The organism is Maribacter hydrothermalis (genome assembly GCF_001913155.1).
In the GTDB taxonomy this organism is placed as follows: Bacteria; Bacteroidota; Bacteroidia; order Flavobacteriales; family Flavobacteriaceae; genus Maribacter; species Maribacter hydrothermalis.
On record NZ_CP018760.1, the window covers coordinates 337,266 to 362,259 of the forward strand.

Annotated in this window: 20 protein-coding genes; 9 read left to right on the forward strand and 11 right to left on the reverse strand. The window is 36.1% G+C overall.

Annotation, left to right across the window (positions count from 1 at the left end; translation table 11 throughout):
- Window positions 1-9 precede the first annotated feature (9 nt).
- The 8 genes from BTR34_RS01560 to BTR34_RS01595 form a co-directional block, all read right to left on the reverse strand.
- The gene (locus tag BTR34_RS01560; protein ID WP_068486927.1) at window positions 10-1,764 is read right to left on the reverse strand and encodes a hypothetical protein; all 1,755 of its coding nucleotides are present in this window, start codon (window positions 1,762-1,764) and stop codon (window positions 10-12) included.
- Complete coding sequence (locus BTR34_RS01565) at window positions 1,757-3,976, reverse strand: hypothetical protein (protein ID WP_068486926.1); 2,220 nt, start codon at window positions 3,974-3,976, stop codon at window positions 1,757-1,759. Before BTR34_RS01565 ends, BTR34_RS01560 begins: the two co-directional genes overlap by 8 nt.
- The gene (locus BTR34_RS01570; RefSeq protein WP_068486925.1) at window positions 3,976-5,271 is read right to left on the reverse strand and encodes a BatA domain-containing protein; all 1,296 of its coding nucleotides are present in this window, start codon (window positions 5,269-5,271) and stop codon (window positions 3,976-3,978) included. Before BTR34_RS01570 ends, BTR34_RS01565 begins: the two co-directional genes overlap by 1 nt.
- Window position 5,272: 1 nt before the next feature.
- Window positions 5,273-6,172: a DUF58 domain-containing protein gene (locus BTR34_RS01575; RefSeq protein ID WP_068486923.1), complete on the reverse strand. Its 900-nt coding sequence runs from the start codon at window positions 6,170-6,172 to the stop codon at window positions 5,273-5,275.
- A gap of 22 nt (window positions 6,173-6,194) precedes the next feature.
- Entirely contained in the window at window positions 6,195-7,199 is a 1,005-nt protein-coding gene (locus BTR34_RS01580; protein ID WP_068486921.1) for an AAA family ATPase, read from the reverse strand.
- Window positions 7,200-7,211: 12 nt separating this feature from the next.
- Complete coding sequence (locus BTR34_RS01585; protein ID WP_068486919.1) at window positions 7,212-7,832, reverse strand: DUF4159 domain-containing protein; 621 nt, start codon at window positions 7,830-7,832, stop codon at window positions 7,212-7,214.
- Between the two features lie 87 nt (window positions 7,833-7,919).
- Entirely contained in the window at window positions 7,920-9,236 is a 1,317-nt protein-coding gene (locus BTR34_RS01590; RefSeq protein WP_068486916.1) for a TldD/PmbA family protein, read from the reverse strand.
- 30 nt (window positions 9,237-9,266) lie between these two features.
- Entirely contained in the window at window positions 9,267-10,907 is a 1,641-nt protein-coding gene (locus BTR34_RS01595) for a TldD/PmbA family protein (RefSeq protein ID WP_068486914.1), read from the reverse strand.
- A 324-nt stretch (window positions 10,908-11,231) separates the two neighbouring features.
- Here BTR34_RS01595 and BTR34_RS01600 point away from each other — a divergent pair, with 324 nt between their 5' ends.
- The 9 genes from BTR34_RS01600 (at window position 11,232) to BTR34_RS01640 (ending at window position 19,459) form a co-directional block, all read left to right on the forward strand.
- Window positions 11,232-11,825 carry a TetR/AcrR family transcriptional regulator gene (locus tag BTR34_RS01600; protein ID WP_068486912.1) on the forward strand — a complete coding sequence of 198 codons (594 nt, stop codon included), beginning with the start codon at window positions 11,232-11,234 and terminating at the stop codon, window positions 11,823-11,825.
- A complete protein-coding gene (locus BTR34_RS01605; protein ID WP_068486911.1) occupies window positions 11,825-12,958 on the forward strand; it encodes a porin family protein in 1,134 nt (377 codons plus the stop codon). The genes BTR34_RS01600 and BTR34_RS01605 overlap by 1 nt, the downstream gene beginning before the upstream one ends.
- Before the next feature lie 10 nt (window positions 12,959-12,968).
- The gene (locus BTR34_RS01610; RefSeq protein WP_068486909.1) at window positions 12,969-13,682 is read left to right on the forward strand and encodes an ABC transporter ATP-binding protein; all 714 of its coding nucleotides are present in this window, start codon (window positions 12,969-12,971) and stop codon (window positions 13,680-13,682) included.
- A complete protein-coding gene (locus tag BTR34_RS01615; protein WP_068486907.1) occupies window positions 13,679-14,836 on the forward strand; it encodes an ABC transporter permease in 1,158 nt (385 codons plus the stop codon). The genes BTR34_RS01610 and BTR34_RS01615 overlap by 4 nt, the downstream gene beginning before the upstream one ends.
- A 16-nt stretch (window positions 14,837-14,852) precedes the next feature.
- Window positions 14,853-15,656, forward strand: a complete 804-nt coding sequence (locus BTR34_RS01620) for a hypothetical protein (protein WP_068486905.1) — start codon at window positions 14,853-14,855, stop codon at window positions 15,654-15,656.
- Window positions 15,657-15,701: 45 nt separating this feature from the next.
- Window positions 15,702-16,976, forward strand: a complete 1,275-nt coding sequence (locus tag BTR34_RS01625; protein ID WP_068486903.1) for an ABC transporter permease — start codon at window positions 15,702-15,704, stop codon at window positions 16,974-16,976.
- Window positions 16,977-16,987: 11 nt separating this feature from the next.
- Window positions 16,988-17,743 (forward strand): outer membrane lipoprotein-sorting protein, encoded by a 756-nt coding sequence (locus BTR34_RS01630; RefSeq protein ID WP_068486901.1) that lies wholly within the window; start codon window positions 16,988-16,990, stop codon window positions 17,741-17,743.
- An 84-nt stretch (window positions 17,744-17,827) separates the two neighbouring features.
- The gene (locus BTR34_RS01635) at window positions 17,828-18,199 is read left to right on the forward strand and encodes a hypothetical protein (protein WP_068486899.1); all 372 of its coding nucleotides are present in this window, start codon (window positions 17,828-17,830) and stop codon (window positions 18,197-18,199) included.
- A gap of 33 nt (window positions 18,200-18,232) precedes the next feature.
- On the forward strand, window positions 18,233-19,459 hold the full coding sequence (locus BTR34_RS01640) for a serine hydrolase domain-containing protein (protein ID WP_068486897.1): 1,227 nt from the start codon (window positions 18,233-18,235) through the stop codon (window positions 19,457-19,459).
- A gap of 131 nt (window positions 19,460-19,590) precedes the next feature.
- Here BTR34_RS01640 and BTR34_RS01645 read toward each other — a convergent pair whose 3' ends face one another.
- Genes BTR34_RS01645 through BTR34_RS01655 form a run of 3 tightly spaced genes read right to left on the reverse strand, consistent with a single transcriptional unit; the run spans window position 19,591 to window position 24,966 of the window.
- On the reverse strand, window positions 19,591-20,577 hold the full coding sequence (locus tag BTR34_RS01645; protein ID WP_068486895.1) for a sugar phosphate isomerase/epimerase family protein: 987 nt from the start codon (window positions 20,575-20,577) through the stop codon (window positions 19,591-19,593).
- Window positions 20,578-20,602: 25 nt separating this feature from the next.
- Window positions 20,603-21,469 (reverse strand): ThuA domain-containing protein, encoded by an 867-nt coding sequence (locus BTR34_RS01650; protein ID WP_068486893.1) that lies wholly within the window; start codon window positions 21,467-21,469, stop codon window positions 20,603-20,605.
- A 38-nt stretch (window positions 21,470-21,507) separates the two neighbouring features.
- Complete coding sequence (locus BTR34_RS01655) at window positions 21,508-24,966, reverse strand: ThuA domain-containing protein (protein ID WP_068486891.1); 3,459 nt, start codon at window positions 24,964-24,966, stop codon at window positions 21,508-21,510.
- Between the last annotated feature and the right edge of the window lie 28 nt (window positions 24,967-24,994).

Genomic DNA, 24,994 nt, shown 5'->3' on the forward strand with positions numbered 1-24,994 from the left:
TAAAGTGATTTAGCCTTCGGCGGAGAGTTTTGGTGATAACCATAACCATCCCATACCTATTAAAAATAGGATATAAAATAAAAGTACTGAGATAGGTCGGTTTTCTACAACTGTCCTATTTTTTTTAATATCAATGCCAAACTGCTTTGCATTAGAAACTATATTTTTTGATACGATTAAAGTTTTCCAATCGTTGGCATCATATACATAGTAGGAAAATTGTAAAGTACTGTCAGTTTCTATTTCTAACCTATTCCACCCTCTTTTCTTCGGATACGTAGTGCCTGAATATTTAAAGAGTACTGTTGAATTTTGAAGCAATGGTACACGATTTCCTTCAGTATTCTTGACGGATAGTTCTTCTAAACCTGTTCGTAACTCAAAATTAAAAGGTGCTCCTATTTTAGGCAATTCCGTTTGCGATTGCCACTCCACCGCCAAGGCTTTTTGCTTTACAATCTTATCTAAAATCTGGGTCCATATTCTTGCATATGCCTGCTCTTCTCCTTTTAGCAATAACTGATAACTATTTAACAATGTTGTAGTTGCCACTCTACCTAAGCCCAATTGTTTGTAATAGGATAAATTACCAGATTCATCAGCATTGATAGAATTTAAAGCAAATGCTTCATTAAACCTGAATGGATTTTTTTCTACGGTAATATTCGTATTTGGTAATTTAATTTCATTTATCCCGTCTCTTTCAAAACTAAAATAAGAAGTGTTTGCATCGAAATTGAATAACAACTCGCTAGGCTGAATAAATAACCCTAATCCGTTTTCACGAATGCTATTTTCAAAATGACTTTTGACAGATTTTACAAAATTGAAATAGGTTTCCGTATCTGTAATAACAACATCGAACTGATTTAAAGATTCCTCCGTAAATTGATAAACGGGCGATGCCTTCGTATTAAAATATTCAAACTTGTACTTGTCTTTGGTAAGCTGACTACGTACTGTAACCTCATAACCGGCATCGGCTAAAAAATTCTTTAGGTATTTCGTTTCAAACGTGGGAAAGTTGTATATAATTAAGATGCTTACCGGTTCTTTTTCTCGAATTGTAATCGGTAGCGGATTCGATGCTAGCAAATTACCTACACTATCTTTTTCGGCTATTTGATAGACAAAATTACCACTCGCCTTTGGTATTGTTTTTAAAGAGAAATGATGATTAACTTCTTCTTTAAAAGGTATAGAATCCAAACCATTACCACGTGAATCTTGTAATACCAACTGAGTACTTAACTTTGGTTTTGAGTACATTCCCGTAACCCGATATTCATCGCCTAAAACAAGTTGATTTGTAAAGTTTAACAGCGTAATTCCTGACGGAATTTCATTAGGTATATAGGTTGTGGGAATGCTATCAAACGCATGAAAATCATACTCCTCTACTCCATTACCGACAATGATGACGCTTGTAAGTGAATCCAAAGCCTTAAGAACCGATTTTTTAGAATTGTATTCCACAGGCTGAATACCCTTAAAAACTGCTTCTAAACTATCTTTCTGCTTTTCATTAAAGCCTTCGGTTAACAGAAGTCCTTGTCTATTCTGCATTTCGACCTCTTTCGTTGGTTTTAAAACAATGAAGACCAAAGCAAGAACAGTTACTAATGCAACTATAGTATTTACTACCAACCTGCCCTTGTTTCGTGTTTTCCATTCTTTAAAAACGAAAGCTACAAATACCAGCAGACCACCTAAGAAAATGGGAATCATTAATTCTTGCTGTAAAAAGGAGAAACCATCAATCATAAACTTCCAATTGTTTTAGAAATAGTGAATTGATTTCATCCATATACGCCCTTTCAGCTCCAGGTTTTTGGGGTGTTTGTGGCAATGCCAAAAACAGTCCTTTTTGAACAAACCTATAGTTTTCGATTGTTCTACCTGTATTGTTTTCAATTCTTTTTAGCCCTTGTAATACCTGTAAATACTTCCCCGGATTCTTAATCGCCAATTGTGCCAATTCATTGCCTGCAGCGGTAAAAAGGGTATTATCAGTCTCATTGTAATCACTTTCTTTTTGTACCAATTGCTCTAAACGGCTTACTACCTCTTCAATGGCTTTAAAAGGTCGTTCTGCCGTAATAGTCTCATTTTTACTGTAATTTTTAATATCCTTTATTTTGCCGGTAAGTCTGCTATCTTCCTTAATCGGTGGCGGGTCAAAACCTATTCGGTGTACATAAATACGGGCACTGTTCTTTATTTCTTGAATATATTTTAAGGCATCATATTGAAATGGTAAAGACTTTTCCGGCTCATACAATCGCAAATGTAATTCGGCATCCCACATAATGCTTAATGCCTTTCGCAATTTCGTTTTCAGCGATTCTTCAAATAATGTAGATTCCTCTGGGTCATCGTGATTATGAATGTAGTCATGCAACGGGTCTTCAGCCTCTTCTGCTTTTTCAGCGGCAACTAAATTATGCTCGTTATCGCCATCGTGGTCGTGCGAGTATTCTTTTAAGATATTTTCTTGATCTTCAGGATGATCATGGTCTTCACCTTCTTCAAGACTTTCGATCCCGCTGGGAGCTTCTTCCATCTCAGATTCATCGCCCATGAACTGTCCGTACTTTAAACGCAATGCTTTTTGGTCAAATCCGAGTTCATTACTTCTCGACTTAAATTCCTTGCTAGTAATGTTCGGTTTGTCTTTTATCAGCTTCTCGGTATCTATAATAAGTTGACGCTGACTTCTAAAATAATCTGGCATTTGGTCTACGCCTAAAGTTCCTTCTACACCAAATTGCTCACCAACCGTATCTTTAATCACGGCGAAATAAGTTTCACTTCGTGCTACGTTTCGTTTAAGTTGTTTTTCATCAAAGGCTTCGATATAGAAATAGAGCTCATCGCCTACTTCCATTTTCAGGGCATTTAAATCCAGTGTTTTGGTTGCTCGTATAGATTTGGTTCCTTTAGAGATGGTTTCCTTGAAATTTAATTTCTCTTCTCTAAATTTCACAGATTCCCCAGTACCCTTACTTACCGTTGCGATAATGTAGCCTTCATCAATTCCAAAATCATCGGTTATTGAACTTCGCAGTTGTACCACCTTCTTATCTGAAAAATCAAAATACGTGTACTGTTCCAATCCAATAATTTCTATTTCTGGCGGATTATCAGCTATCGCTTCCAACGAAAACAAATCAGATGTAAATTCTGTTCCTTCTTCATTTTTAAAATTGAAACTATAAAACCCTGATTCTGTTAAAGGCAACTGAATTTGATAATCAGCCCCAACTTGTTGTAAAGGTTTTAATTCGCCCATTACATCTAAAACGGGTTCAATAACAGTGTTATCAAACTGAAATTTCCATAAAATGTTAGCGCCTGTAACTGCCTTAATATTTGGGTCCGTCGTAGTTTTACTTCCCAATCTTGTATATGACGGATAAGTAACCCTAATTTCCTGCTTCTCAATTGCCGGAATACTACTTTTCTCCAATACACTGTCTATTGCAACGAACTGAATTTGCTCTGTATTCTTCGGATTGTTCAATGCATTATCAACGCCACTAAACACCTCTAACTTATGAAGTACAAAACCAAGAATAATACACCCTAACATCACTAACAAAGCTTGTTTTAAAGCGTTCGGCGGAGTTATAGCACCTAATCTTTTAGTTAACTCTTCCGATACTTTATAGCGTTGTAGCTTGGCTAAATTGGGTAAGGAATCTTCGGGTTGCAATAACAGCCCTGTACTGAAAGATGCTTCCGAAACATGGGCATCTATAAATGAACTTGTAGTATGTAAATTGTGCTGCCAAGGTTTTTTCAGCAGTATAAACACTACTAATCCCACAACGAATGCTGCTAAGCCAACTAGTAAATTTTTAGTTATAAAATAGCATAGTATAGCAATGCCCAAAGCGTACAGAACAGCTTCAGCATATGACAGCAGTTGCCATCGCTTTTGAAACTTCATTAAATGTAGTTTGCCCGTCTCCATTACTGTTTGCGTTTATATGCCACGATGCGTTCTACCAATAACAATAATAGCAGCATTAACCATAAATACGGATTCACATTCCAGCTCGCTAATTGTTTTTCTTTTTCGTCGCTGGCAACATATGTGGTTTCCAATTCGGATGCTGTAACCGAACGATTATCCACCTTAGCCAACAATTCTTCAAACTCCTGATTTACATCTAGAATCGCTAACAACTTCTCTGTTAACCGCTCTGATACTGCATTTTCAGAGTTGATATGCTTAGTCAAATAATAGATGTTATCCTCTCCCCCAGCTGTTATGATAGATTGCGCCATTGCATCTTCTTTCCAAACTAGTAGCTTCTTACTCATTTCTGGTTGTTTTTTATCGCTTAACCAAATGATGACATCCGCTTCCTTGTTTTCAAGTCCTTCGCTATCCAATTTAGAAATTACTTTGATATCCCTATCCAAATACATTGACAGTGCCTTTAAGGATGCTTCTATATAGGTCTTATTCCCCTTTAAACTATCGGAATAATAAAGCGAGACTTCTAAGGTTTTTTGAGTGACAACAGGAACTTTTTGTTCCGGATTAAATTTTGAAATCGCCAGACTATCACCAGCAGAAATAAGTGCATAGTCTTCTCCTAAGGTTATCATCTTACTAGTAATCTTTGTTGCATCAGGAGTGCTCAAACCTATATATAATTGTAATCCGTCATCCTTTTTATAAGCCAGTAACGGGTGTTCTTTTGATAAGGCGGAGTCGATTACAATCCAATTAATATCATGTTTGGTTTCTGGTCTTGCTCCTTTTAATCCGCTTGCAAATCCCGTTGTAAAGACCACGATACTGTCGGTGTTTAAATCATCCATTTCCGATGCTAATGCCCAATAATCTTGAACAGCACTAGTCTTTGTTATTTGTTCCTCCTCATTTCTTACTGGTAGATTCTTTTTTAAAAGTCTTATTTCCTGACTTTCATCTAATGCATTAAATCGGGACATGAAATAGGCGTACTGCGTGAGTTCGGGTTCTACTATATAAGTTAGGCTTTTGTTACTCACTTTTGAATGCCATTGTGGTTTTGCCATCAATACCACCAATAGCGAAATAATCCCCATGCGCAACAATAACAACCACCATTCATTCAATTGAATGCTGTTTGATTGTTTCGATTTTGATTCTGATAACAACTGAACACTGCCAACCTTAATCGTCTTTGCCTCCTTCTTACTCCATAAATGGATGGCAATTGGAACCAGAAGTCCCAATAAAGCCCATAAATACAAAGGATTTGCAAATGACATATTAGCTGAGTCTTTTTCGTTGTTTTAAAAATAATTGAAGTGCTTCACCCAAGGGTGCATCCATTCTAAATACATGATGGTCAATTCCATTGGACAGCAGTTCTTCCTTGATTTTTTTTAGCCTGCTTTCAAGAGCATTTAAGTATTCGGTTTTCGCTTGTTCGGTATCCACTTTTATGCGCGCTCCTGTTTCCCAATCTTCAAAAGTGATATTAGAACCGTAATTGAAATCCATTTCTGCAGCTCCCATAATTTGCAATACCACAACCTCGTTTCTGGCGGATTTCAATCCTTTAATAAATTTTGAAATCTCCTCGCTGGTTTCATACATATCCGTCAAGAAAAAAATCAGTTCCTTCCCTCCTCTATTTGGTATGCATTTGTTAGAAATGTTGGTTGCCGGCCACTTACCTGTGTTAGAAAGCTTAATCAATTCTAACAGCAACCTGTTGTAATGCTTTTTATCAGCTTTTGGATATATACTGACTACATCACTTTCGTTTAGTGCAAAAAGTCCCACGGCATCACCTTGTTTGTGTGCCATATATGCCAAGGTTGCTACCAGCACCCTTACAAAATCTACCTTTGAGAGTTCTGCTTCTTTATGTAACATTGATGCACTGGCATCTACGATGAACTTAAGGGTCACCTGACTTTCAATTTCCGATTGCTTAATATAATACCTGCCAGAACGTGCCAACATTTTCCAATCCAGTAATCGTAAATCGTCTCCGGGTTCGTAGCCTCTGTATTGACTAAATTCCATACCAGGACCCACACTAGCACTTCTATTTAAACCAGATGTAAAACCTTCAACTACTATTCTAGATATCAGTGATAATCCGGATACGGTATTGATGACTTCTGGTTTTAATAAATCGTGATAGTCTTGTTTTGCCATGTACTCAATAATGAAGCATTATTTACTTGCCTTTTATTTCTATCGTATTCAATAAATGAGTTGCTACTTTATCTGAAGTGATGCCTTCCGCTTCTGCCCTAAAATTCACCAAAACTCTATGGCGAAGTACTGGTAGCGCCACGCTTTTAATATCATTCAATGTAACGGCTAAACGACCTTCTAACAAGGCATTAGCCTTTGCCGTTAAGATCATTGCTTGACCTGCACGCGGACCTGCACCCCAATCTACCCAGTCTTTTACATAAGCATCAGTCGTAGTTTCTGGGCGTGTTGCACGGATAATATCGCTCACAAAACTGATGAGTGCATCACTAATGGATACCTCTCTTACCAGCTCTTGCAGGCGTACAATATCATCCCCAGAAATGACTTTGTTCAGCTTCTTCTTGAATGTTCCCGTGGTGGCTTTTAGTATTGCTTCTTCGTCTTGTTTTGTTGGGTATCCTATTTTGATGTACAATAAGAATCTGTCTTGCTGTGCTTCCGGCAAAACGAACGTTCCTGATTGCTCTATCGGGTTTTGTGTGGCTAGAATAAAAAAGGGTTTATCCAAAGGATAGGTTTTATCTCCGTAGGTTACCTCAAATTCTTGCATCGCTTCCAACAATGCAGCTTGTGTTTTTGGTGGTGTACGGTTTATTTCATCCGCCAGAATAATATTAGAAAAAATGGGTCCTTTATTGAACTTGAAGAACTTTTTGCCTGTGGTATGGTCTTCCTCTAGAATCTCGGTTCCAATAATATCCGAAGGCATTAAATCGGGCGTAAACTGTATTCTTTTAAACTTTAAATCGATAGCATTCGCCAAAGTTCTGATCATTAAAGTTTTTGCCAAACCGGGAACGCCTTCTAACAATGCATGACCACCGGCTAAAAATGTAATCAATAATTGTGATACGGTTTCTTCTTGCCCAATAATCACTTTTCCAATTTCCTGCTTTAGGGCGCTCAATTTACCGGAGAGCATTTCTACCTCATCTGCAATGCGTTGTAATTCTTTATCCATTCAAAAATGTGTTTATGAGGTTAGGGCGTACATGACGATGTTGACCCCAAACCGTGTATTGTCTATTTTGTACCAACGTTTGTTTCTAAAATCATAATCCCACTCGCAACCGTAGTCTTTGTTGCTATACAGCACCGCAATTCTGCCATTTACCACAATCGCTTTTAAATAATCGTGCACCAGATCATCTCCCCAACCATTCAGTTCTTGCGATGTGGTGGGCGGACCATCTTCAAAATCAAAGAATATCGTATAGATTTCGTGGTCGTTGGGTATTTTTTTTAATGCGGACGGACCAAATATTTCTTCCATTTGCCGCTCGAAAGATTTTGCGAACAAGCCGTCAATATCGTGATTGCAATCATCTGCGAAAACGAATCCTCCGTTACGCACATATTTTTCAAAATTCTCTTTTTCCTTTTTAGTAAATTCCACCAATTTGTGTCCCGAGATATAGCAAAACGGACTCTTAAAAATATCATCGCTTGCCAGCGAAATAATCTTTTCTTGAGTATTTACTTTCAACGTGGTGTATTCCACTAATGAATTCAACAAATTAGAAGGCATGCGTTGGTCCACATCCCAATCGCCAGATTCATACTGTAACCTTGTAAAAAAAAATTCGTTGTTCAAAAGTGTCCTATTTTTAAAAGCTGCAAAAAGAAAACTGGTTGTCGTGATGCAACACAAACAACCAGTTTAAAATAGTATTAATATGATTTATACCGCATCTGAAAGACTGGTAAAAGTAAAGTCTCGAATCTTCATATACGGAATTAAATTACCATCAATTCGTACTTGTTTGCCTAGTGTTTCTAAATTGTTCAGCATGATGATAGGGCTCTCATTAAACCTAAAGTTTTTTACAGGATATTTAATTTCTCCGTTTTCAATGTAAAACGTTCCATCTCTTGTTAGTCCTGTGTATAGTAACGTTTGTGGATCTACGCTACGTATGTACCATAAACGTGTTACCAAAATTCCTTTTTTTGTACTCTTAATCAGTTCTTCTAAGCTTGCATCGCCGCCTGCCATTATTGCGTTAGATGGAAAAGGAACTGGCTCAACACCTTTCTCTTTTGCCCAAAACCGGTCATAAGCTAAGTTTTTTACAACTCCGTTTTCTATCCAACTTGTTTTCTTTAAAGGTTGTCCTTCCCCGTTCCAAGTGGATGTTGGTACTTCTGTATTCAACGGATCTGAATAAATGCTAACACGTTCATCAACAATTTTTTGTCCTAACTTATTTTTACCGTCTGCAGCAGACATAAAACTTCTACCCTCATCTGCAGAACGAGCATCTAAAGAGCGAAACATATTACGCAATAAATCTGCTGAAGCAGCTGGTTCCAAAATCACTGTGTATTTTCCTGGCTCAATTGCTTTTGCTTCTTTTGATAAAATCGCTTTATCAATAGCAGTCATTGCCGCCTCATCGGCATCAAACTTTGATACATCGTTAAAATCCCTTGAAACCCAACCAGAACCTGTACCATCATTTGTACGCATAGTTACGGTAAACTCTAAATCTGTAGATTGATTATAGGCAAACAATCCTTTTGAATTGATCATTGCGCTAAAACCGGCGGAGTCATTTAAAAATCCTGCTGCCGTTACATCTTTTGCATCTGCAGGTACAATACTTTTACTTGACACTTCTGCCCTATACTCAGGAGTTATATTTGCTGTAGATTCACTATATGTTATAGACTCATCATACATCTGCGGGCCTAAAGGTTCCATAAACTCAGGATTCTCAGGGGAAAGATTCGCCAGCTCTTCCGCTCTTCTTACTACTTTTTCCAATGATGCATCATCGAACTCATCTATAGTTGCCGTACCTGATTTTTTTCCAAAACTAGATTGTACAGCTAAACTTTGATTGGAGCTAAAACCAGATGTAGACACTGTATTTCTTGCGTACCTGATATTGCCGCTATTATAGCCGCTTAAGTTAATTTCACAGGCATCGGCTTTGGAAAAGCTCAATGCTTTCTCCAATATTTTTCTTGCTTCTTCTTTTGTATAAATTGCCATTGTTGTTCTTTTTTTAGTGTGAACCTATACTTAAATAGATCTACCTGTGTTTATTACGTTTACATCATTGAACCTAGCAGTAGAACTACCGTGAGACACTGCACTAGATTGAGAAGGTTGCCCTTTACCATCAAAGAAAGTACCGAACAAACGGTAATCGCTTTCATCACAAATCTTAACACATGAATTCCAAAATTCTTGGGTGTTGGACTGGTACGCCACATCTTCTAACATACCGACAATTTCTCCGTTCTTAATCTCATAAAACACCGTACCACCAAATTGGAAATTATATCGTTGTTGATCAATAGAATATGAACCACGACCTGCAATATAAATTCCTTTTTCTACATCTTTAATCATCTCGGAAATAGAATACTTATCCTTTCCTGGTTCTAAAGAAACGTTTGGCATACGTTGAAACTGAACATCGTCCCAACTTTGTGCATAGCAGCAACCGTGAGATTCATTCTGGTCTATCATGTGAACTTGGTCGCGTATGGCTTGGAAATTAGTTAAAATACCATTACGCACTAAATCCCATTTTTTAGTTTTCACTCCCTCATCATCATACCCAACAGCACCTAATGAGCCAACTTGGGTTTTATCCGCAACTAAATTTACGACATCACTACCGTACTTGAAGTTTCCTGATTTTAATTTATCTAACGATGCAAAACTTGTACCCGCGTAATTTGCCTCATAACCTAGAACACGATCCAACTCTAATGGGTGGCCTACAGATTCGTGAATAGTCAATCCTAAGTGATTCGGTTCTAAAACCAAATCGTACTTACCTGCATCAACAGATTTTGCAGTTAATTTTTCCTTTGCCTGCTTAGCCGCAACGGTAGCATCTTCTACCATATCATAGCTATTTCTGTACAAACGTAGTCCTGCCGGCCCTTCAAGCTTTTCTGATTCTAATCCGTCCATATACTCATAGCCCATACCAACAGGGGCACTCATATTTTCTCTTGTTTTAAAAGTTCCCGCAGATTTATCGATTGCGGTTACCCTAAAGGTTGGCCACAACCTATGAATATCTTGATCTATATATGAACCGTCGGTTGAAGCAAAATACTTCTGTTCGTTAATCATAAACAACGCAGAGTTGACGTAATCTGCACCATTTTCTAATGCCGCAGCATTGGCGCTTAATAATAGGTCTACCTTCTCTGAAACAGGAACTTCTTTAAAATCTTTCTTTATCGGTGTTTTCCAAGATACCTCTCCATATGCATTTACTGGTGCTAACTTTACCGGCTCTTTTTGAATTTTGGAATTTGCTTTTGCAATTGCTACCGCTTGTTCGGTTGCTTTTTTAATTCCGTCTGCAGTAACACTATTGGTTGATGCAAAACCCCAAGTGCCATTTGCAATTACACGAATACCAATACCAAAAGACTCTGTATTTACTACATTTTGTACTTTGTCTTCTCTTGTGAATACATACTGATTTAAGTATCTTCCTATTCTAGCATCAGCGTATGTAGCTCCTAACGACTTTGCCGTATTAAGAGCAACATCTGCCATGTTTTTTTTTATCAAGGCATCCATACCCGGTTCCAGTAAAGCTTCCGTCGGGATATCTTTTCCTAGCAATAATGACGGCATCATTAATGCTCCGGCGCCCAACCCGGCGTACTGTACAAAATCTCTTCTTTTCATGTGTTCGTTTTAAATTGGTTCTATAAGGTATCCATTTTTGAAAATAGATAATACTTAAATCTATAAAATCAGTTAATGATTATTCAATAGGTTATTAATTAGTTTACTATTATTCTAACTCCTTAAAAATAGAAAGGGTTTTACAACAATTATGTTAACCTTAACATAAATTATAACTTAAAACTAACTTTTTGAGAAATACTCAATTTATAATATAACTTTTTTAATAATAATAACAATTAGCGCAAACCGTTCATTAAAAAATGTTACGTTTTGTTAATTATATTACTAATATAGTAACATTTATATATATTTGTATCATCTATGAAAGTAAAGGCAGATAAAAAAACAAAGAGCTACTTGGCAATTTTAGAGGCTAGTAAACATCTTTTTTGGAAATACGGTATAACAAAAGTAACGGTAGAAGAAATATGTAAACAGGCCAAAGTAAGTAAAATGACCTTTTACAGAAATTTTGAAAATAAGTTGAATGTCGCTGAAGTTGTTTTAAAGAAATTGGCGGACAAAGGGCTTTCAGATTATAACAACATCATGACTTTAGATATACAATTCAATGAAAAAATTCATCGAATTGTACAAATGAAATATGATAGTTCAGAAAATTTAAGTGAAGATTTCATAAAGGATATTTACGGTGCGGAAGATCCAAAATTAAAAAATATTTTAAATGAAGCACAGGTAAAATCTTCAGTAGTCCTTCATAAAGATTTCTCGAATGCTCAGAAAAGTGGTGAAATACGCCAAGACCTAAAAATTGACTTTGTTATATATATGATTAATAGCTTAAATGAAAAATTGGTTGATGATAGATTAACATCAATGTATGGCAACACCCAGGAACTAGCAGTTGAACTAACAAATTTTATTTTTTACGGCATTATGCCCAGAAATAACTAATGAGAAAACTTAATAAAGCAGTTATCCTATTTCTTTTTATCGCCTTTCAAAGCTACTGTCAAAATAACGTAGAATTTGATGGGCAGCTATCCGTTTTTGGAAATTTAAGCCCTGATAGTGAATTAGAACTACAATTTGGCGCTCGTTATATTCCTGAACTAGAATATCAAATAAAATTAGATTCAACAAGTAATCTAGATTTTCAAGCCTCAGTAAATTTAGATGCCAACTCTGCTTTTAGTCCGTTCTACAAATCAAGAGAAGATGGTAATATAGACCCATATCGGGTTTGGGCAAGATATTCTACACAGCAGTTCGAATTACGTGCCGGCCTTCAGAAAATTGATTTTGGTTCCGCTACCATGCTACGCCCATTACAATGGTTTAATCAAATAGACCCACGAGATCCCCTAGCGCTAACAAATGGTGTTTATGGACTATTAAGTAGGTACTACTTTACAAACAATGCCAATGTATGGGCCTGGGTACTATATGGGAACGAAAGAACAAGAGGATTTGATGCAATAAAAACCTATGATAAAAGACCAGAGTATGGCGGTAGAGTTCAATATCCGGTTCCCAAGGGTGAACTAGCTCTTTCTTATCATCATAGAACTGCGGACCCTAGAGATCTATTTGGGCCCATGCAAGTTGACCAAATTGCAGAGGATAAATTCGGAATTGATGGAAAATGGGACGTAGAAGTTGGACTTTGGTTTGAAGCAACCTACAGTCTTAAATCTGAAAACATTGGTATTTTAACCAACCAATCTCTGATGAATTTTGGCATTGATTACACTTTCGGAATTGGAAATGGTTTGGGTATTATCCTTGAACATTTAATTTCTTCTTATGATGACAAGGCTTTTAAATATGTTAATAACAATCATATTTCAGCACTAAATGCCACTTATCCCTTAACCATGTACGACAATATAAGTACTGTAGTTTATCACGACTGGGCTTCTAAAAATGCAACTTTCTTTTTAAACTACGAGCATCAATTTAGCAAATTAACGGGATACGTAATGGCATATTACAACCCCGTAACACAACAGGGACTTCAAGAGAATGAACTAGTCAATACTAACTCAGGACCTGGCATTCGTTTAATGCTAGTTTATAATCATTAATAGTAACGTTATGAGCAACAAAAGTATCATTAAAATTGAAAACGTCACCAAGCGCTTTAAAGTTGGTGAGGGCGAATTTACTGCTTTAGAGAATATTAACCTTACATTAAAAGAAAGCGAGTTTGCTGGTTTGGTTGGACCTAGCGGTTCTGGAAAAACTACTTTATTAAATATTATGGGTTCTTTAGACAAGCCTACTGAAGGTAAGGCTATAATAATGGATAAAAACATTTCAGAGCTTTCCCATAAAGAATCCGCAGAACTTAGAAATCTGCACATCGGTTTTATTTTTCAGGTATATAACCTATTACCTGTTTACACTGTTTTTGAAAATGTTGAATTTGCTTTAATTCTTCAAGGGAAAAGTACTTCAGAAAGAAAAAAAGCTGTCATGGAAGCCTTAGAATGGGTTGGATTAGAAAAAATGGCAAATAAAAAACCATCTAAGCTTTCTGGAGGTGAAGGCCAACGCGTAGCTATAGCAAGAGCTATGGTAAAAAGACCAGATATCGTTCTTGCAGATGAACCTACAGCAAACTTAGATGCAGAAAATGCACATGCCATCCTAAAAACTATGAAACTTTTGAATAGAGAGTTAAAAACCACTTTTCTATTCTCTACACACGATGAAAAAGTAATGGGCTACCTAGACCGGTTAATTCATTTACGAGACGGAAAATTAGATTATGACGAAATTGTAGAACCTACTAGCATTGTACTATGAAATTAGCACTACAACTAGCCTATAAAAACCTTGTTGGTGCAGGCCTACGCACATGGCTAAATGTAATTGTTTTATCTTTTGCCTTTGTAGTTATCATTTTTTATAATGGAATGATAAATGGTTGGAACGAGCAGGCTATGCGAGATAATATAGCTTGGGAATATGCTAACGGACATTTACTACACGAAAACTATGACCCATTAGACCCTTTCTCATTGGAAGATGGTCACGCTAAAATCCCTTCAGAAGTAGCTTCTAAGAAATTGACGCCTATACTAATAAGACAAGGTTCCATTTATCCTGAAGGTAGAATGATATCTATCGCTCTCAAAGGAATAGATCATAATCAAAACACCATAAAACTTCCCACGCATCTTTTAAAAGAAAGCAAAGCCAATATTCCCGCTATAATAGGTAAAAGAATGGCTGATGCCGCTAATTTAAAACAGGGTGATGTAGTGTTGCTAAGATGGCGAGATAAAAATGGAACTTTTGATGCTGCCAATATCACCATAACCAATATTTTCGATACTAATGTAAGTACTATAGATAAAGGTCAAATTTGGGTTTCTTTAGATAAATTGTGGCAAATGACAGGGTTAACTAACCATGCAACATTATTTCTGAACAACTCTGAATCTGTAGTTAGCATTGATGGGTGGAAATTTAAAAGTCAAAAAGATCTAACAAAATCTCTTACAGATATTATAGAAACTAAACAGGTAAGTGGTTCCATAATGTACATTCTATTATTAGCTATTGCCCTATTGGCAATTTTTGACACTCAAGTATTATCAATTTTTCGAAGACAACGTGAAATTGGCACCTATATAGCTATGGGAATGACTCGCTGGCAAGTTGTAAAATTATTTACGGTCGAAGGTTCAATGTATAGTATTTTGGCAACAATTGTGGGATGTATTTACGGTATACCATTGTTTATTTATATGACCCATACTGGTATTGGAATACCTGCTGCCTCCCAAGATATGGGGGTTACTATAAGTGACAGGATTTATCCCGTATATGGCATTGGTTTAATATTAGGAACGATATTAATTGTAGTAATCTCTGCAACAATCGTGAGCTTTATGCCTGCAAGAAAAATAGCTAAAATGAATCCTGTTGATGCTTTAAAAGGCAAGATGCAGTAACAAAATTACACAAGAAATGAAAAGAATACAGCTTTTTGAATTTGAAGATTTTAATTGGTTTCCTAAAACAATTAGGTCTGGTATGACCAATTTAATTGTAGTTCTTCATAAAATGATGGGTACCAAAGAAGTCATCGCCAACTTATTATTAGATTGTAGAAAAGCTTATCCTTTCTCAAAAATAGTAGATATGGGTTCAGGTTCTGGTGGAATAATTCCAGATGCTGTTGACATACTTAATGCTCAGAATATAGAAAACCCCATAGCGTTATTGCTAACAGACTTGCATCCAAATACAGAAATGATTGAGCATATAAAAAATTCTGGACATAAAAATGTTACGTATAGCTCAATTCCGTTAGATGCTACCAACTTAACTGAAGCCCCGTCTGGGCTAAAAACCATGTTGAATAGTTTTCATCATATGCCACCAAAAAAGGCCAAAGCAATACTAAAAACTGCTCAAGACAATCAACAGCCCATACTCATTTATGAAATGGCACAAAATACAATTCCTTTAATATTATGGTGGGTACTTTTACCACTATCCTTGGTCATTCTTTTTATTATGGCATTATTACTGACCCCATTTTCTAAGCCCCTTACTGGTAAGCAATTGCTCTTTACTTATATAATACCAATAATACCAATTTGTTATGCGTGGGACGGACAAGCATCAATGCCGCGCACCTACACTTCTAAGGATATTGAATTGATGTTGAAAGAAATAAAAAATGAAAATTATAAATGGAAAATTAGTCCTGCTAAAAAAGCAAATGGTAAGAGTTCTGGCTATTATATTCTAGGGCTTCCTAAATGAGAAATCTAAAAAGGACTCGGATAACGCATTAAAAGGAAAATTACAATGATAAAGTTTTTATTGAAAGGTATTATGGGAGACAAGAATCGTAGTCTTCTTCCCATCATCATCGTTACAATTGGTGTATCCCTTACCGTTTTACTCAGCGGATATATCAAAGGTGCAATGGGTGATATTATCGATCAAAACGCACGCTTCGATACTGGTCATGTAAAGGTAATGACCAAGGCTTATGCAGAGAATAAAGATCAATTACCTAATGATTTAGCCATACTCGGTGTTGATTCACTTTTACAGCAATTAAAAAATAACTACCCAGAAATGAACTGGGTTAAGCGTACTAAATTCGGAGGTATTATAGACGTACCGGATGCAAATGGAGAAACAAAAGGACAAGGACCAGCTTCGGGGATGGCGTTTGAACTTTTTTCAAAAACATCTGGCGAGATTAAAAGAATGAACTTACAGACCGCTATCGTTAAGGGAGCACTTCCTACAAAATCTGGCGAAGCATTAATTGGACAAGAATTTATAGAAAAGCTAGGGCTTAATATTGGTGATGAAGTTACCTATTTTGGCTCTACCATGAACGGCAGCATGACATTTAAAAATTTTAAAGTCACAGGTTCTATTCGTTTTGGTACTCCCGCATTAGACAAAGGAGCTATCATAGTAGATATTACAGATGCTCAAAAAATGCTTGATATGGAAAATGCATCAGGGGAAATATTAGGCTACCAACCAAACGAAATTTATAACGATGAAAAGGCAAAACAACTCGCAGATTCCTTTAATAATTCCGTAGGTAATACAACGGATGAATATGCTCCTATTATGCTACCCTTAAAGGACCAGAATAACTTGGCTAGCTATTTGGATTATGTGGATGTGTATACTGGACTTTTCGTTACTATTTTTATTATTGTTATGTCCATTGTATTATGGAATACTGGATTGTTAGGAGGTTTGCGTCGTTATCAAGAATTTGGCATTCGTCTTGCTTTAGGTGAAGCAAAGGGACATATTTATAGAACTATGATTTATGAAGCGGTTCTTATCGGTGTTATAGGCTCAATTCTTGGAAGTCTTGTAGGACTCGCTTTTACTTATTACATGCAAGTTGTTGGTATAGATATTGGAGAAATGTTAGAAAACAGTTCCATGTTAATGCCTTCTGTTATTAGAGCTAAAGTTACTCCTTCATTATTTTATATTGGTTTTATTCCTGGTTTATTCGCTATGGTTTTAGGGACTGCACTTTCGGGAATCGGAATATATAAAAGAGAAACTGCAACACTATTTAAAGAACTAGAGGTATAAAATAATTAAATATGAATACAATCAAATTGAAATTTAAAGCAACGACATTTATTACAATTATTTTTGGAAGTATACTGATTTCTTCTGCACAAGATGGCATTGCGATTTTAAAAAAAGTAGATGCAAATATGTCTTCGGATACTCAAATATCTGAATCACAAATGATTATCCATGGCAAACGAAATAGTAGAACTGTAGTTTCTAAAGGATATGCCGAAGGCGATAAACGATCATTTTCAGAATACCTATCTCCAGCACGTGAAAAAGGAACTAAAATGCTTAAGCTAGAGGATCGATTATGGATTTACTCCCCTTCAACAGACCGAACGATTCAGCTTTCTGGGCATATGCTACGCCAGTCTGTTATGGGGTCAGATTTGTCATATGAAGATATGATGGAGGACCGTAAATTAGAAGAAATGTATACAGTTAAGGTTGTTGGTGAAGAAATTATCCAAAATAGAAAAGTATGGATTTTGGATATGGAAGCTAACGTTGAAGACGTATCTTATGTTAAACGTAAAGCATGGATTGATCAAGAGCGTTTTGTTCCCCTTAAAGAAGAATTGTATGCAAAAAGCGGACAACTATTAAAATTAGTGGTAATGAGTGAAATTGAAAAAATTGATGGTCGTTGGTATCCTAAAAAAATGAATTACAAAGATGCTTTAAAAGATGGTAAAGGAACTGATTTTATACTTACTAATATTCAATTCAATGCCGAAATCCCCCAGCATTTATTCAGTAAGGCTGCATTGAAGAAATAAGAAGGAATTTTACTCAATTAAAACTGTAATTTTAATATCTTTCATAACAATTAACTATTCTAATCAACTTAAAATCAAAATATTATGAAAAAATTTACTTTTGTATGTATTTTCTTAGGATTCGCATCTCAGGCTTTCGCTCAACTTGACGAAAAACAATTGGCTGGTAGTTGGAACTATATTGTTGAAACAGAACAAGGTCCTATGACAGGAATTTTAAATTTTGTTTCTACTGAAGATGGACTTTCAGGAAAAGTTACTAGTGATGACGGTCAATCTTGGGTAATGGATGCTTTAGAAATAATTGAAAATAATAGTTTAAATTTTGTAATCACTCCACAAGGTGAAACTTTCAAAACCAATTTAATTTTTAAAGGTAAAACCTTTACAGGCACTTCCGGACCATCCTATGCACCTTACAAAGTATCTGGAGTAAAAGCTAGAATTATAAAATAGACAGCTCAGAAAACTAAAAGATACATAAAGAAAATGAAAAATCAATTAAACATATTATTAGTAGGTATTAGCTTTTTTGCACTGGCCATATCTTGTAAAACAAATGTAAATACATCTGTAATTACAACAACTGAAAATGAAGCGCCGATAGTTATCTCTCCAGATTCGCTAAACGCTGCTACCATAAAATTACATAACCATGTAGATGAGCGCGAATTACCTGGCACACATATGAGAGTAATCAAGGATGGCGAAGTTATCTATGACGATAAATATGGGAACATTGATGTGGCCAATTCCATACCTACACAAGAAAATTCATTGTACCGAATTTTTTCTATGACAAAGCCCATAACAGCTGTAGCAATTATGTCTCTTTATGATCAAGGAAAACTAACTCTTGATGATAAAGTTTCTAAATATATTCCAGAGTTTGCACAAACTCTTGTTTACAAAGAAGTAGATGGTAAACACAGCACGGAGCCACAAAAAAATGAAATGACTATTCGCCATTTACTAACTCATACCTCAGGAATCCCTTACGGTTGGGAAGAGAGTTATACGGATTCAATTTATGCAACTAAACAGTTTATGTATAAAGACTGGACCATAGAAGAAATGACTAAAGATTTGGCTACTGTGCCTTTAAAATTTCAACCAGGTACTAAGTATAACTATGGTTTGGGTATTGATGTTGCTGGATACATCGTAGAAGTTGTTTCTGGTAAGAAATTAGATGACTACTTTAAATCTATGATTTTTGATCCTTTAAAAATGGATGACACCGCATTTTATGTTCCAAATAATAAAAAAGGTCAAATGGTTGTTTTATACACCCATGATGAAAATGGAAAAATAAAGATTCCAGACAATGCTTTTGAAGTAACCGCACCGCCAAAATTACTATTAGGTGGAGCAGGCTTGTTTTCTACCTTAGGTGATTATGAAAAATTCTGCAGAATGCTATTGAATAAAGGCGAATTGAATGGTAAACGCGTATTATCTGAAAAAGCGGTACAACTAATTATGTCCGATCAATTTGGTCCAGAAGTAGAGACAGAACCGGGTATGGGTCATGGTCTTTCGGGTACTGTAGATCTTGCAACTGGTGAATATAGCTGGGGCGGCGCTGCAGCAACTAAATTTTGGATAAACCCTAGCAATAATTTAATAGTCATTGGATATACTCAATTGATGGGCGGGCATACAGAATATGCTACCGAATTTAAGGCTACCATTGATAATTCATTATCTAATTAAACTAGATCTTCATTAATCTTTTAGCAATTTGGCATTATAAAAGTTAATAAGTAAAATTTTGTAATTTAAAAGGAGTCTTAAAAATAAATTTGCGACTCCTTTTTTATATCCTTCTTAGGTAGAAGAATTATTTATGCGGACTTTTCAATCAGCTTTTTGGTTGCCATAATCCCTTCTTCATTACTTACATAACCTTCAATTCCTTGTGCATGCATTAAGCCACCTTCGTACTCAATACCAATAATTCCGTCGAATCCTGATTTTTCAATAATGTTGAAAATTCTTTTAAAATCCATTTCGGTCTCATTTCCCTTAGCATCGAATTTATGTGTCTTAGCACTTACACCTTTGGCATAGGGCATTAATTCTTCTATCCCCAAATACATATCATATTTTTCTAAACATTTGGTATTCATATACCCAGCAATATCCATGGTTTCTGGTTTTGTACGGTTTATACAGAAATTTCCAAAATCCGGAAGAACACCTGCCCTTTTGTGGTTTACTTCTTTCATAATATTTGCCAACCATTTACCGTTACAGGAATGCCCCACATGGTTTTCTACTATTATATTCATTTCATGGTCATCGCCATACTCCAATAATTTGCTATATCCTTCTAAAGCAGCCTCTGCAACTTTTTCGGCAGAACCTGTTTGCTCCAAACCTCCTAAATTTACACGAATTGAGCTACACCCTAACACTTTTGCTGCATCAACAAACTTATAATGACTCTCTACTGCATGTGCTCTTTTAACTTTATCAAGGTCTGCTATGTTTTCATCATCTACCATAATTAAATGATTGCTTACGCCAAGGTCATCAGTTCGCATCTTTAATTCTTTAAAGAATGATGCATCCTTCATTTTATCAGCAAAAAACATTGAAACATATTCTACAATGTTTACTCCGAATTCTTTTTGGGCCCTTGCTGGAAATTCCAACGTATTATGCTTTCCTGTAAAAAACTCAGACGCCAGTGAAAACTGAGCCAATGATATTGGGTAATTTACTTTACTACTAACATTAGCATAAAGGGATTCTGGTAATGCCGTAATGAACCCAGCACCTACAGCGCCTAAACCTAATTGTTTTACAAATTTTCTTCTATTTCCCATTTTATTGTACTTTAAAGATTATAATTTACTCATCGAATTTCCCTGTCCAACGTACAGCATTTTCAAGCATTTTCAAATGTTCAGGTTCTTTAAAAGCGCTTCCTTGGTGTCCTAAAGCCGAGTAGAATACTCTGCCTTCTCCTAAATTATTATACCATACTATTGGATGATCATTTCCCATTCCAAAATCTTTATCGGAAACCATATATTTAATATTTCCGCTCATGTTGACATTGGTCTCATCTAAAGTATAAAGTATGGAAAAACCTTTTTTACGCGGGCTATCAAGAAACACATACCATTCTTCTTCCCGGTCCCATTTTATTGGTAGGTTATTGGTCAATACTGAATTTCCTTCTTCCATATTCAAGGTTCCTTTTTGAAATTGAGGATCCAAAGAGTGATGGGAAAAAAGCGTACCTATTACATTTTGTTCGTACCAATCCCATTGATGCGAATTATCGCCAGATGCATGTATACCAATATACCCCCCACCATTTTCCAAATAGTTTTTAAAATTTTGGCGTTGCTCTTCGTCCAATACTTTTCCACTACAATTATTCCAAATAACCACATTGAATTTTTGAAGCTGTTCCGGGTTAAAAACAGCCCCATTATCAGTAGAAAAGAAAGCCCAATCATTTTCCTTTGCCATTTTTTCGAAGGCAGGAATAGCGCCATCTATCGCTTCTCCATGCCTAAATCCGTTAGTTTTGGAAAATAACAATACTGCTTTTCCAGATAGATCTGTAGGTAGTTCCGGTGGTTTACTATCGTAAAAATTGATTCCGTATCGTGCTTTGTACACGAAAACGCCCATTGCCATAAATAATAATAAAACCAATCCGAAAATAGATAGGAGTACAATTTTTAACTTACGCTTAATTTTCATTTAACTTATTAATTTTTATTAAAATAGTTTAAATCTTGTTAAAGAGATTTATTAGAAAATTCTAACCAATCAACAATACCCACAAGGGCTCCTTCATCTTTATCTTTCGTCTTAAATACAAGATAAAGATCTTGCCTTCCTGTTACAGATTTGCTAAAATTTGTTTTAAGCTCTTTTAAACCAAATTCAGTTAAGCCAACCTCTACATTTATGGTTCCTAAAAGCGCTCCATCTTGACTGCCTATACGAAATTCAACATCTCCGCCTTTTACTATGCCAGGTGCAATCGCAAAATTGCCTGTAACTGCTTTTACCCCAGTTAAATCCATATCCTTAAACATAAAATAACCGTCTTTCATTCCAATAGCGATACCTAGCGGTTCATCTAGGTCAGGTATGGTACCTGCCGGCACATTCATTCTTTGAGCGGTGCCATCGTCAAAAGTTTCACCTTCAACTTTAGGATATCTAAGTAAAAATGTCTTTTGGGCATTTAGACCTTCTATTTCACCACCACCCATATCGGTATAACTAGCCGTTAACACATAAGTGCCTTTTGTTTTACTTCCAATATGTTGGTTACTTGTATAACTACCCGCAGGTGGATATTTAGACTTTACCGGTGCTGCCGACTGTGAAAGGCTAAGAATATATTCTGCCATTTGTTTTGCTTCGGTTACACTTAAATCTGGGTGTGCCGCCATGGGTATTTCACCCCAATTACCACTTCCTCCATTTATAATTTTGTTAGCCAACATACTCGATGCTTGTTGGGTTGTAGCATATTTATCGGCAATATCAATATAAGAAGGCCCTATGGATTTATCCTTTTCTTTGTGACAAGAAATACAGTCTGAACTGCCCATTAATGTTTTACCAACCGAAGCGTAAGCAGCATCTGCCATATTTGCGTGGTCTTTAGCAGCGAGTACCTTATCACTACCCTCTGCTAAATAATCAAAAGAAACAATAATGCGCGATGCATCTAAGGTCCCATCAGATAATTTACCATCCTCAGCGTCGTTTACATCTACATTATATTTAATATCTATTGGGGCATCTGGCCAATAGAAACTGCCATTTCCACCAGTAATCTCCCAAGTAAGCTCCGGCAATTCGTTACCAACCATAATTTCGGTTTCACTATTTGCAACATTACCTTCAGAATCCGTTACTTCTAAGTTTACCTTGAATTTACCAGATGTGTTGAATGTATATACTGGATTAATTTCTGAAGACTCTTCACTTCCATCACCAAATGTCCATTTGTATGTAAGCGCATCTCCATCATAATCAATTGAATTTCTTCCGGCAAAATTTACGGTCAACGGATCTGCGCCTATAGTTTTATCTGCTGCAATCTCTGCTTTTGGAGCTCTATTGCCATTTATATATTCTATTCTTGAGAGCGTAGCGTTCGCATTTTGTGAGAACCAGCCTGTACCGTATTCCAATATATAAAGTGCGCCATCAGGACCAAAAATCATGTCGATAGTATTGTTGAACTTCATATTGGGTAGGATCTGTGTCATTTTTTCAAATGAACCATCTTCCTTCATTGTCACAGCAAAAATCCAACCACGCATCCAATCATAAGCCAACAATTTACCATCAAAAAAATCGGGCCAATTTAGTCCACTATCCGCATAATCTTCGCTATAATAAATTGGACCGGCCATTGCATTTCTTGAACCAGTTCCCAAAGCGGGGAATTTATCTGAAGTAGCATAGGGATAATAAATCATTGCAGGTTGTGATGGTGGCAACTCCCGTAAGCCTGTATTGTTTGGCGATTCATTAATAGGTTGTAATGAATCATATAATGCACCTGTAGTGTCGGTTTTAAAATCACGCTTATTGTATGCCTGATTATCGGCAATTAAGTACGGCCATCCAAAATTACCTGCCTTCTGTGCTTGATTTATTTCATCATACCCTTTAGGTCCTAAATTTAAAGAATCATTATTTCCATCAGGCCCAACTTCACCCCAATACAAGAAACCGGTTCTTGAATCTACTGAAATACGATACGGATTTCTGTTTCCCATAACATAAATCTCCGGTCTTGTTTTAGGCGTTCCTTTTGGAAAAAGATTTCCTTCAGGTATACTATATGTTCCATCTACTTCCGGCTTAATACGTAATATTTTACCTCTTAAATCATTTGTGTTACCTGCCGATTTTTGGGCATCCCAGCCATATCTTCCCTCCCTATTGTCTAAAGGTGAATACCCGTCTACTCTAGGGCTAGTATTATCTCCTGTAGATAGATAGAGATAACCATCTGGCCCAAACTCAATGGAACCTGCAGAATGACAGCATTCTTCTCGTTGAGTTACTACATTTAATAGAATTTTTTCTGATGTAAGGTCAAAGGAACCATTCTTTAATTCAAAACGGGATAAATTTTGATTGTTTTCTCCCTTATTTTCAGAATAGTATAGGTAAATCCAGTTATTCTCTTTGTAATTTGGATCTACTGCCAAACCTAACAGACCATCTTCCAATCCTGAGAAAACTTCTAAGGTTGTTATCAATGAATCTTTGCTTTTTTCAAGATCATAAATATGAATACCTCCCTTTCTTTCAATATATATGATTTTATCATCACTTAGAAAATCAAGCTCCATTGGCTCATTCAAATTCTGTGTAAACATCGTTTTCATAAATCGATTTTCTTCGGGAACCAATTCGGCATATGCCCTACTATAATCTACCGGCTGCCCAAGACCTATAGCATACTTAATACCGCCTAATAAATGACTTAAAAATTTAGAATCTAAAAATTGTTCATCGGTATGACCCATACCTGTATAAAATGACCTACCACCGTCATATTCTTTATACCATGCTATTGGGTGATTAGCGCCATTTGTACCACCGTTATAAGTAGATTCATCTACCGTAATTAAAACTTGGTTGGTAGGGTCTATGGCTTTAAAATTATACCATTCATCTGCTACCGTCCATGTACTTGGCAACGAATCTGTTGCGGCATGATTTGGCTGAACAACCTTCACAGCCCCTTCTTGAACATTAGGGTTCATAGGGTGACTATCGAAATAGGCACCTGCTAATTTTCCGTACCATGGCCAACCATATTCTGTATCCGTTGCGGCATGTATTCCTACATAACCCCCACCAGCTTGAATAAAACGCTCCATTTGGCTTTGTTGTACGGGATCTAAAACATTACCTGTAGTATTTAAGAATACCACTGCCATAAAATCTTTTAAATTATTTTCATTAAAATCTTCCGCGTTTTCGGTAGCGACAACGGTAAAACCATTAGTTTCTCCTAATTTTTTAATGGCTTCAATTCCTGGTTCAATAGATTCATGTCTATAACCTTCAGTTTTTGAAAATACAAGTACTTTTTGTTCAGCAGGTTTTAGCATAAAATATGCGGCTACTGCAATAATTGCAATTAGAATTCCTAATACGGCAAGGACCCGTAAAATTCTTCTTTTGGTTCTTCCTTTTTTTGGTGTGGTCATTGTTGATGTATATAAATGAGTGAATTTC

Coding starts and splice junctions, on each gene's coding strand:
- BTR34_RS01560 (WP_068486927.1), bottom strand. CDS start 1,764: ATGATTGATGGTTTCTCCTTTTTACAGCAAGAATTAATGATTCCCATT.
- BTR34_RS01565 (WP_068486926.1), bottom strand. CDS start 3,976: ATGGAGACGGGCAAACTACATTTAATGAAGTTTCAAAAGCGATGGCAA.
- BTR34_RS01570 (WP_068486925.1), bottom strand. CDS start 5,271: ATGTCATTTGCAAATCCTTTGTATTTATGGGCTTTATTGGGACTTCTG.
- BTR34_RS01575 (WP_068486923.1), bottom strand. CDS start 6,172: ATGGCAAAACAAGACTATCACGATTTATTAAAACCAGAAGTCATCAAT.
- BTR34_RS01580 (WP_068486921.1), bottom strand. CDS start 7,199: ATGGATAAAGAATTACAACGCATTGCAGATGAGGTAGAAATGCTCTCC.
- BTR34_RS01590 (WP_068486916.1), bottom strand. CDS start 9,236: ATGGCAATTTATACAAAAGAAGAAGCAAGAAAAATATTGGAGAAAGCA.
- BTR34_RS01595 (WP_068486914.1), bottom strand. CDS start 10,907: ATGAAAAGAAGAGATTTTGTACAGTACGCCGGGTTGGGCGCCGGAGCA.
- BTR34_RS01600 (WP_068486912.1), top strand. CDS start 11,232: ATGAAAGTAAAGGCAGATAAAAAAACAAAGAGCTACTTGGCAATTTTA.
- BTR34_RS01605 (WP_068486911.1), top strand. CDS start 11,825: ATGAGAAAACTTAATAAAGCAGTTATCCTATTTCTTTTTATCGCCTTT.
- BTR34_RS01610 (WP_068486909.1), top strand. CDS start 12,969: ATGAGCAACAAAAGTATCATTAAAATTGAAAACGTCACCAAGCGCTTT.
- BTR34_RS01615 (WP_068486907.1), top strand. CDS start 13,679: ATGAAATTAGCACTACAACTAGCCTATAAAAACCTTGTTGGTGCAGGC.
- BTR34_RS01620 (WP_068486905.1), top strand. CDS start 14,853: ATGAAAAGAATACAGCTTTTTGAATTTGAAGATTTTAATTGGTTTCCT.
- BTR34_RS01625 (WP_068486903.1), top strand. CDS start 15,702: ATGATAAAGTTTTTATTGAAAGGTATTATGGGAGACAAGAATCGTAGT.
- BTR34_RS01630 (WP_068486901.1), top strand. CDS start 16,988: ATGAATACAATCAAATTGAAATTTAAAGCAACGACATTTATTACAATT.
- BTR34_RS01635 (WP_068486899.1), top strand. CDS start 17,828: ATGAAAAAATTTACTTTTGTATGTATTTTCTTAGGATTCGCATCTCAG.
- BTR34_RS01640 (WP_068486897.1), top strand. CDS start 18,233: ATGAAAAATCAATTAAACATATTATTAGTAGGTATTAGCTTTTTTGCA.
- BTR34_RS01645 (WP_068486895.1), bottom strand. CDS start 20,577: ATGGGAAATAGAAGAAAATTTGTAAAACAATTAGGTTTAGGCGCTGTA.
- BTR34_RS01650 (WP_068486893.1), bottom strand. CDS start 21,469: ATGAAAATTAAGCGTAAGTTAAAAATTGTACTCCTATCTATTTTCGGA.
- BTR34_RS01655 (WP_068486891.1), bottom strand. CDS start 24,966: ATGACCACACCAAAAAAAGGAAGAACCAAAAGAAGAATTTTACGGGTC.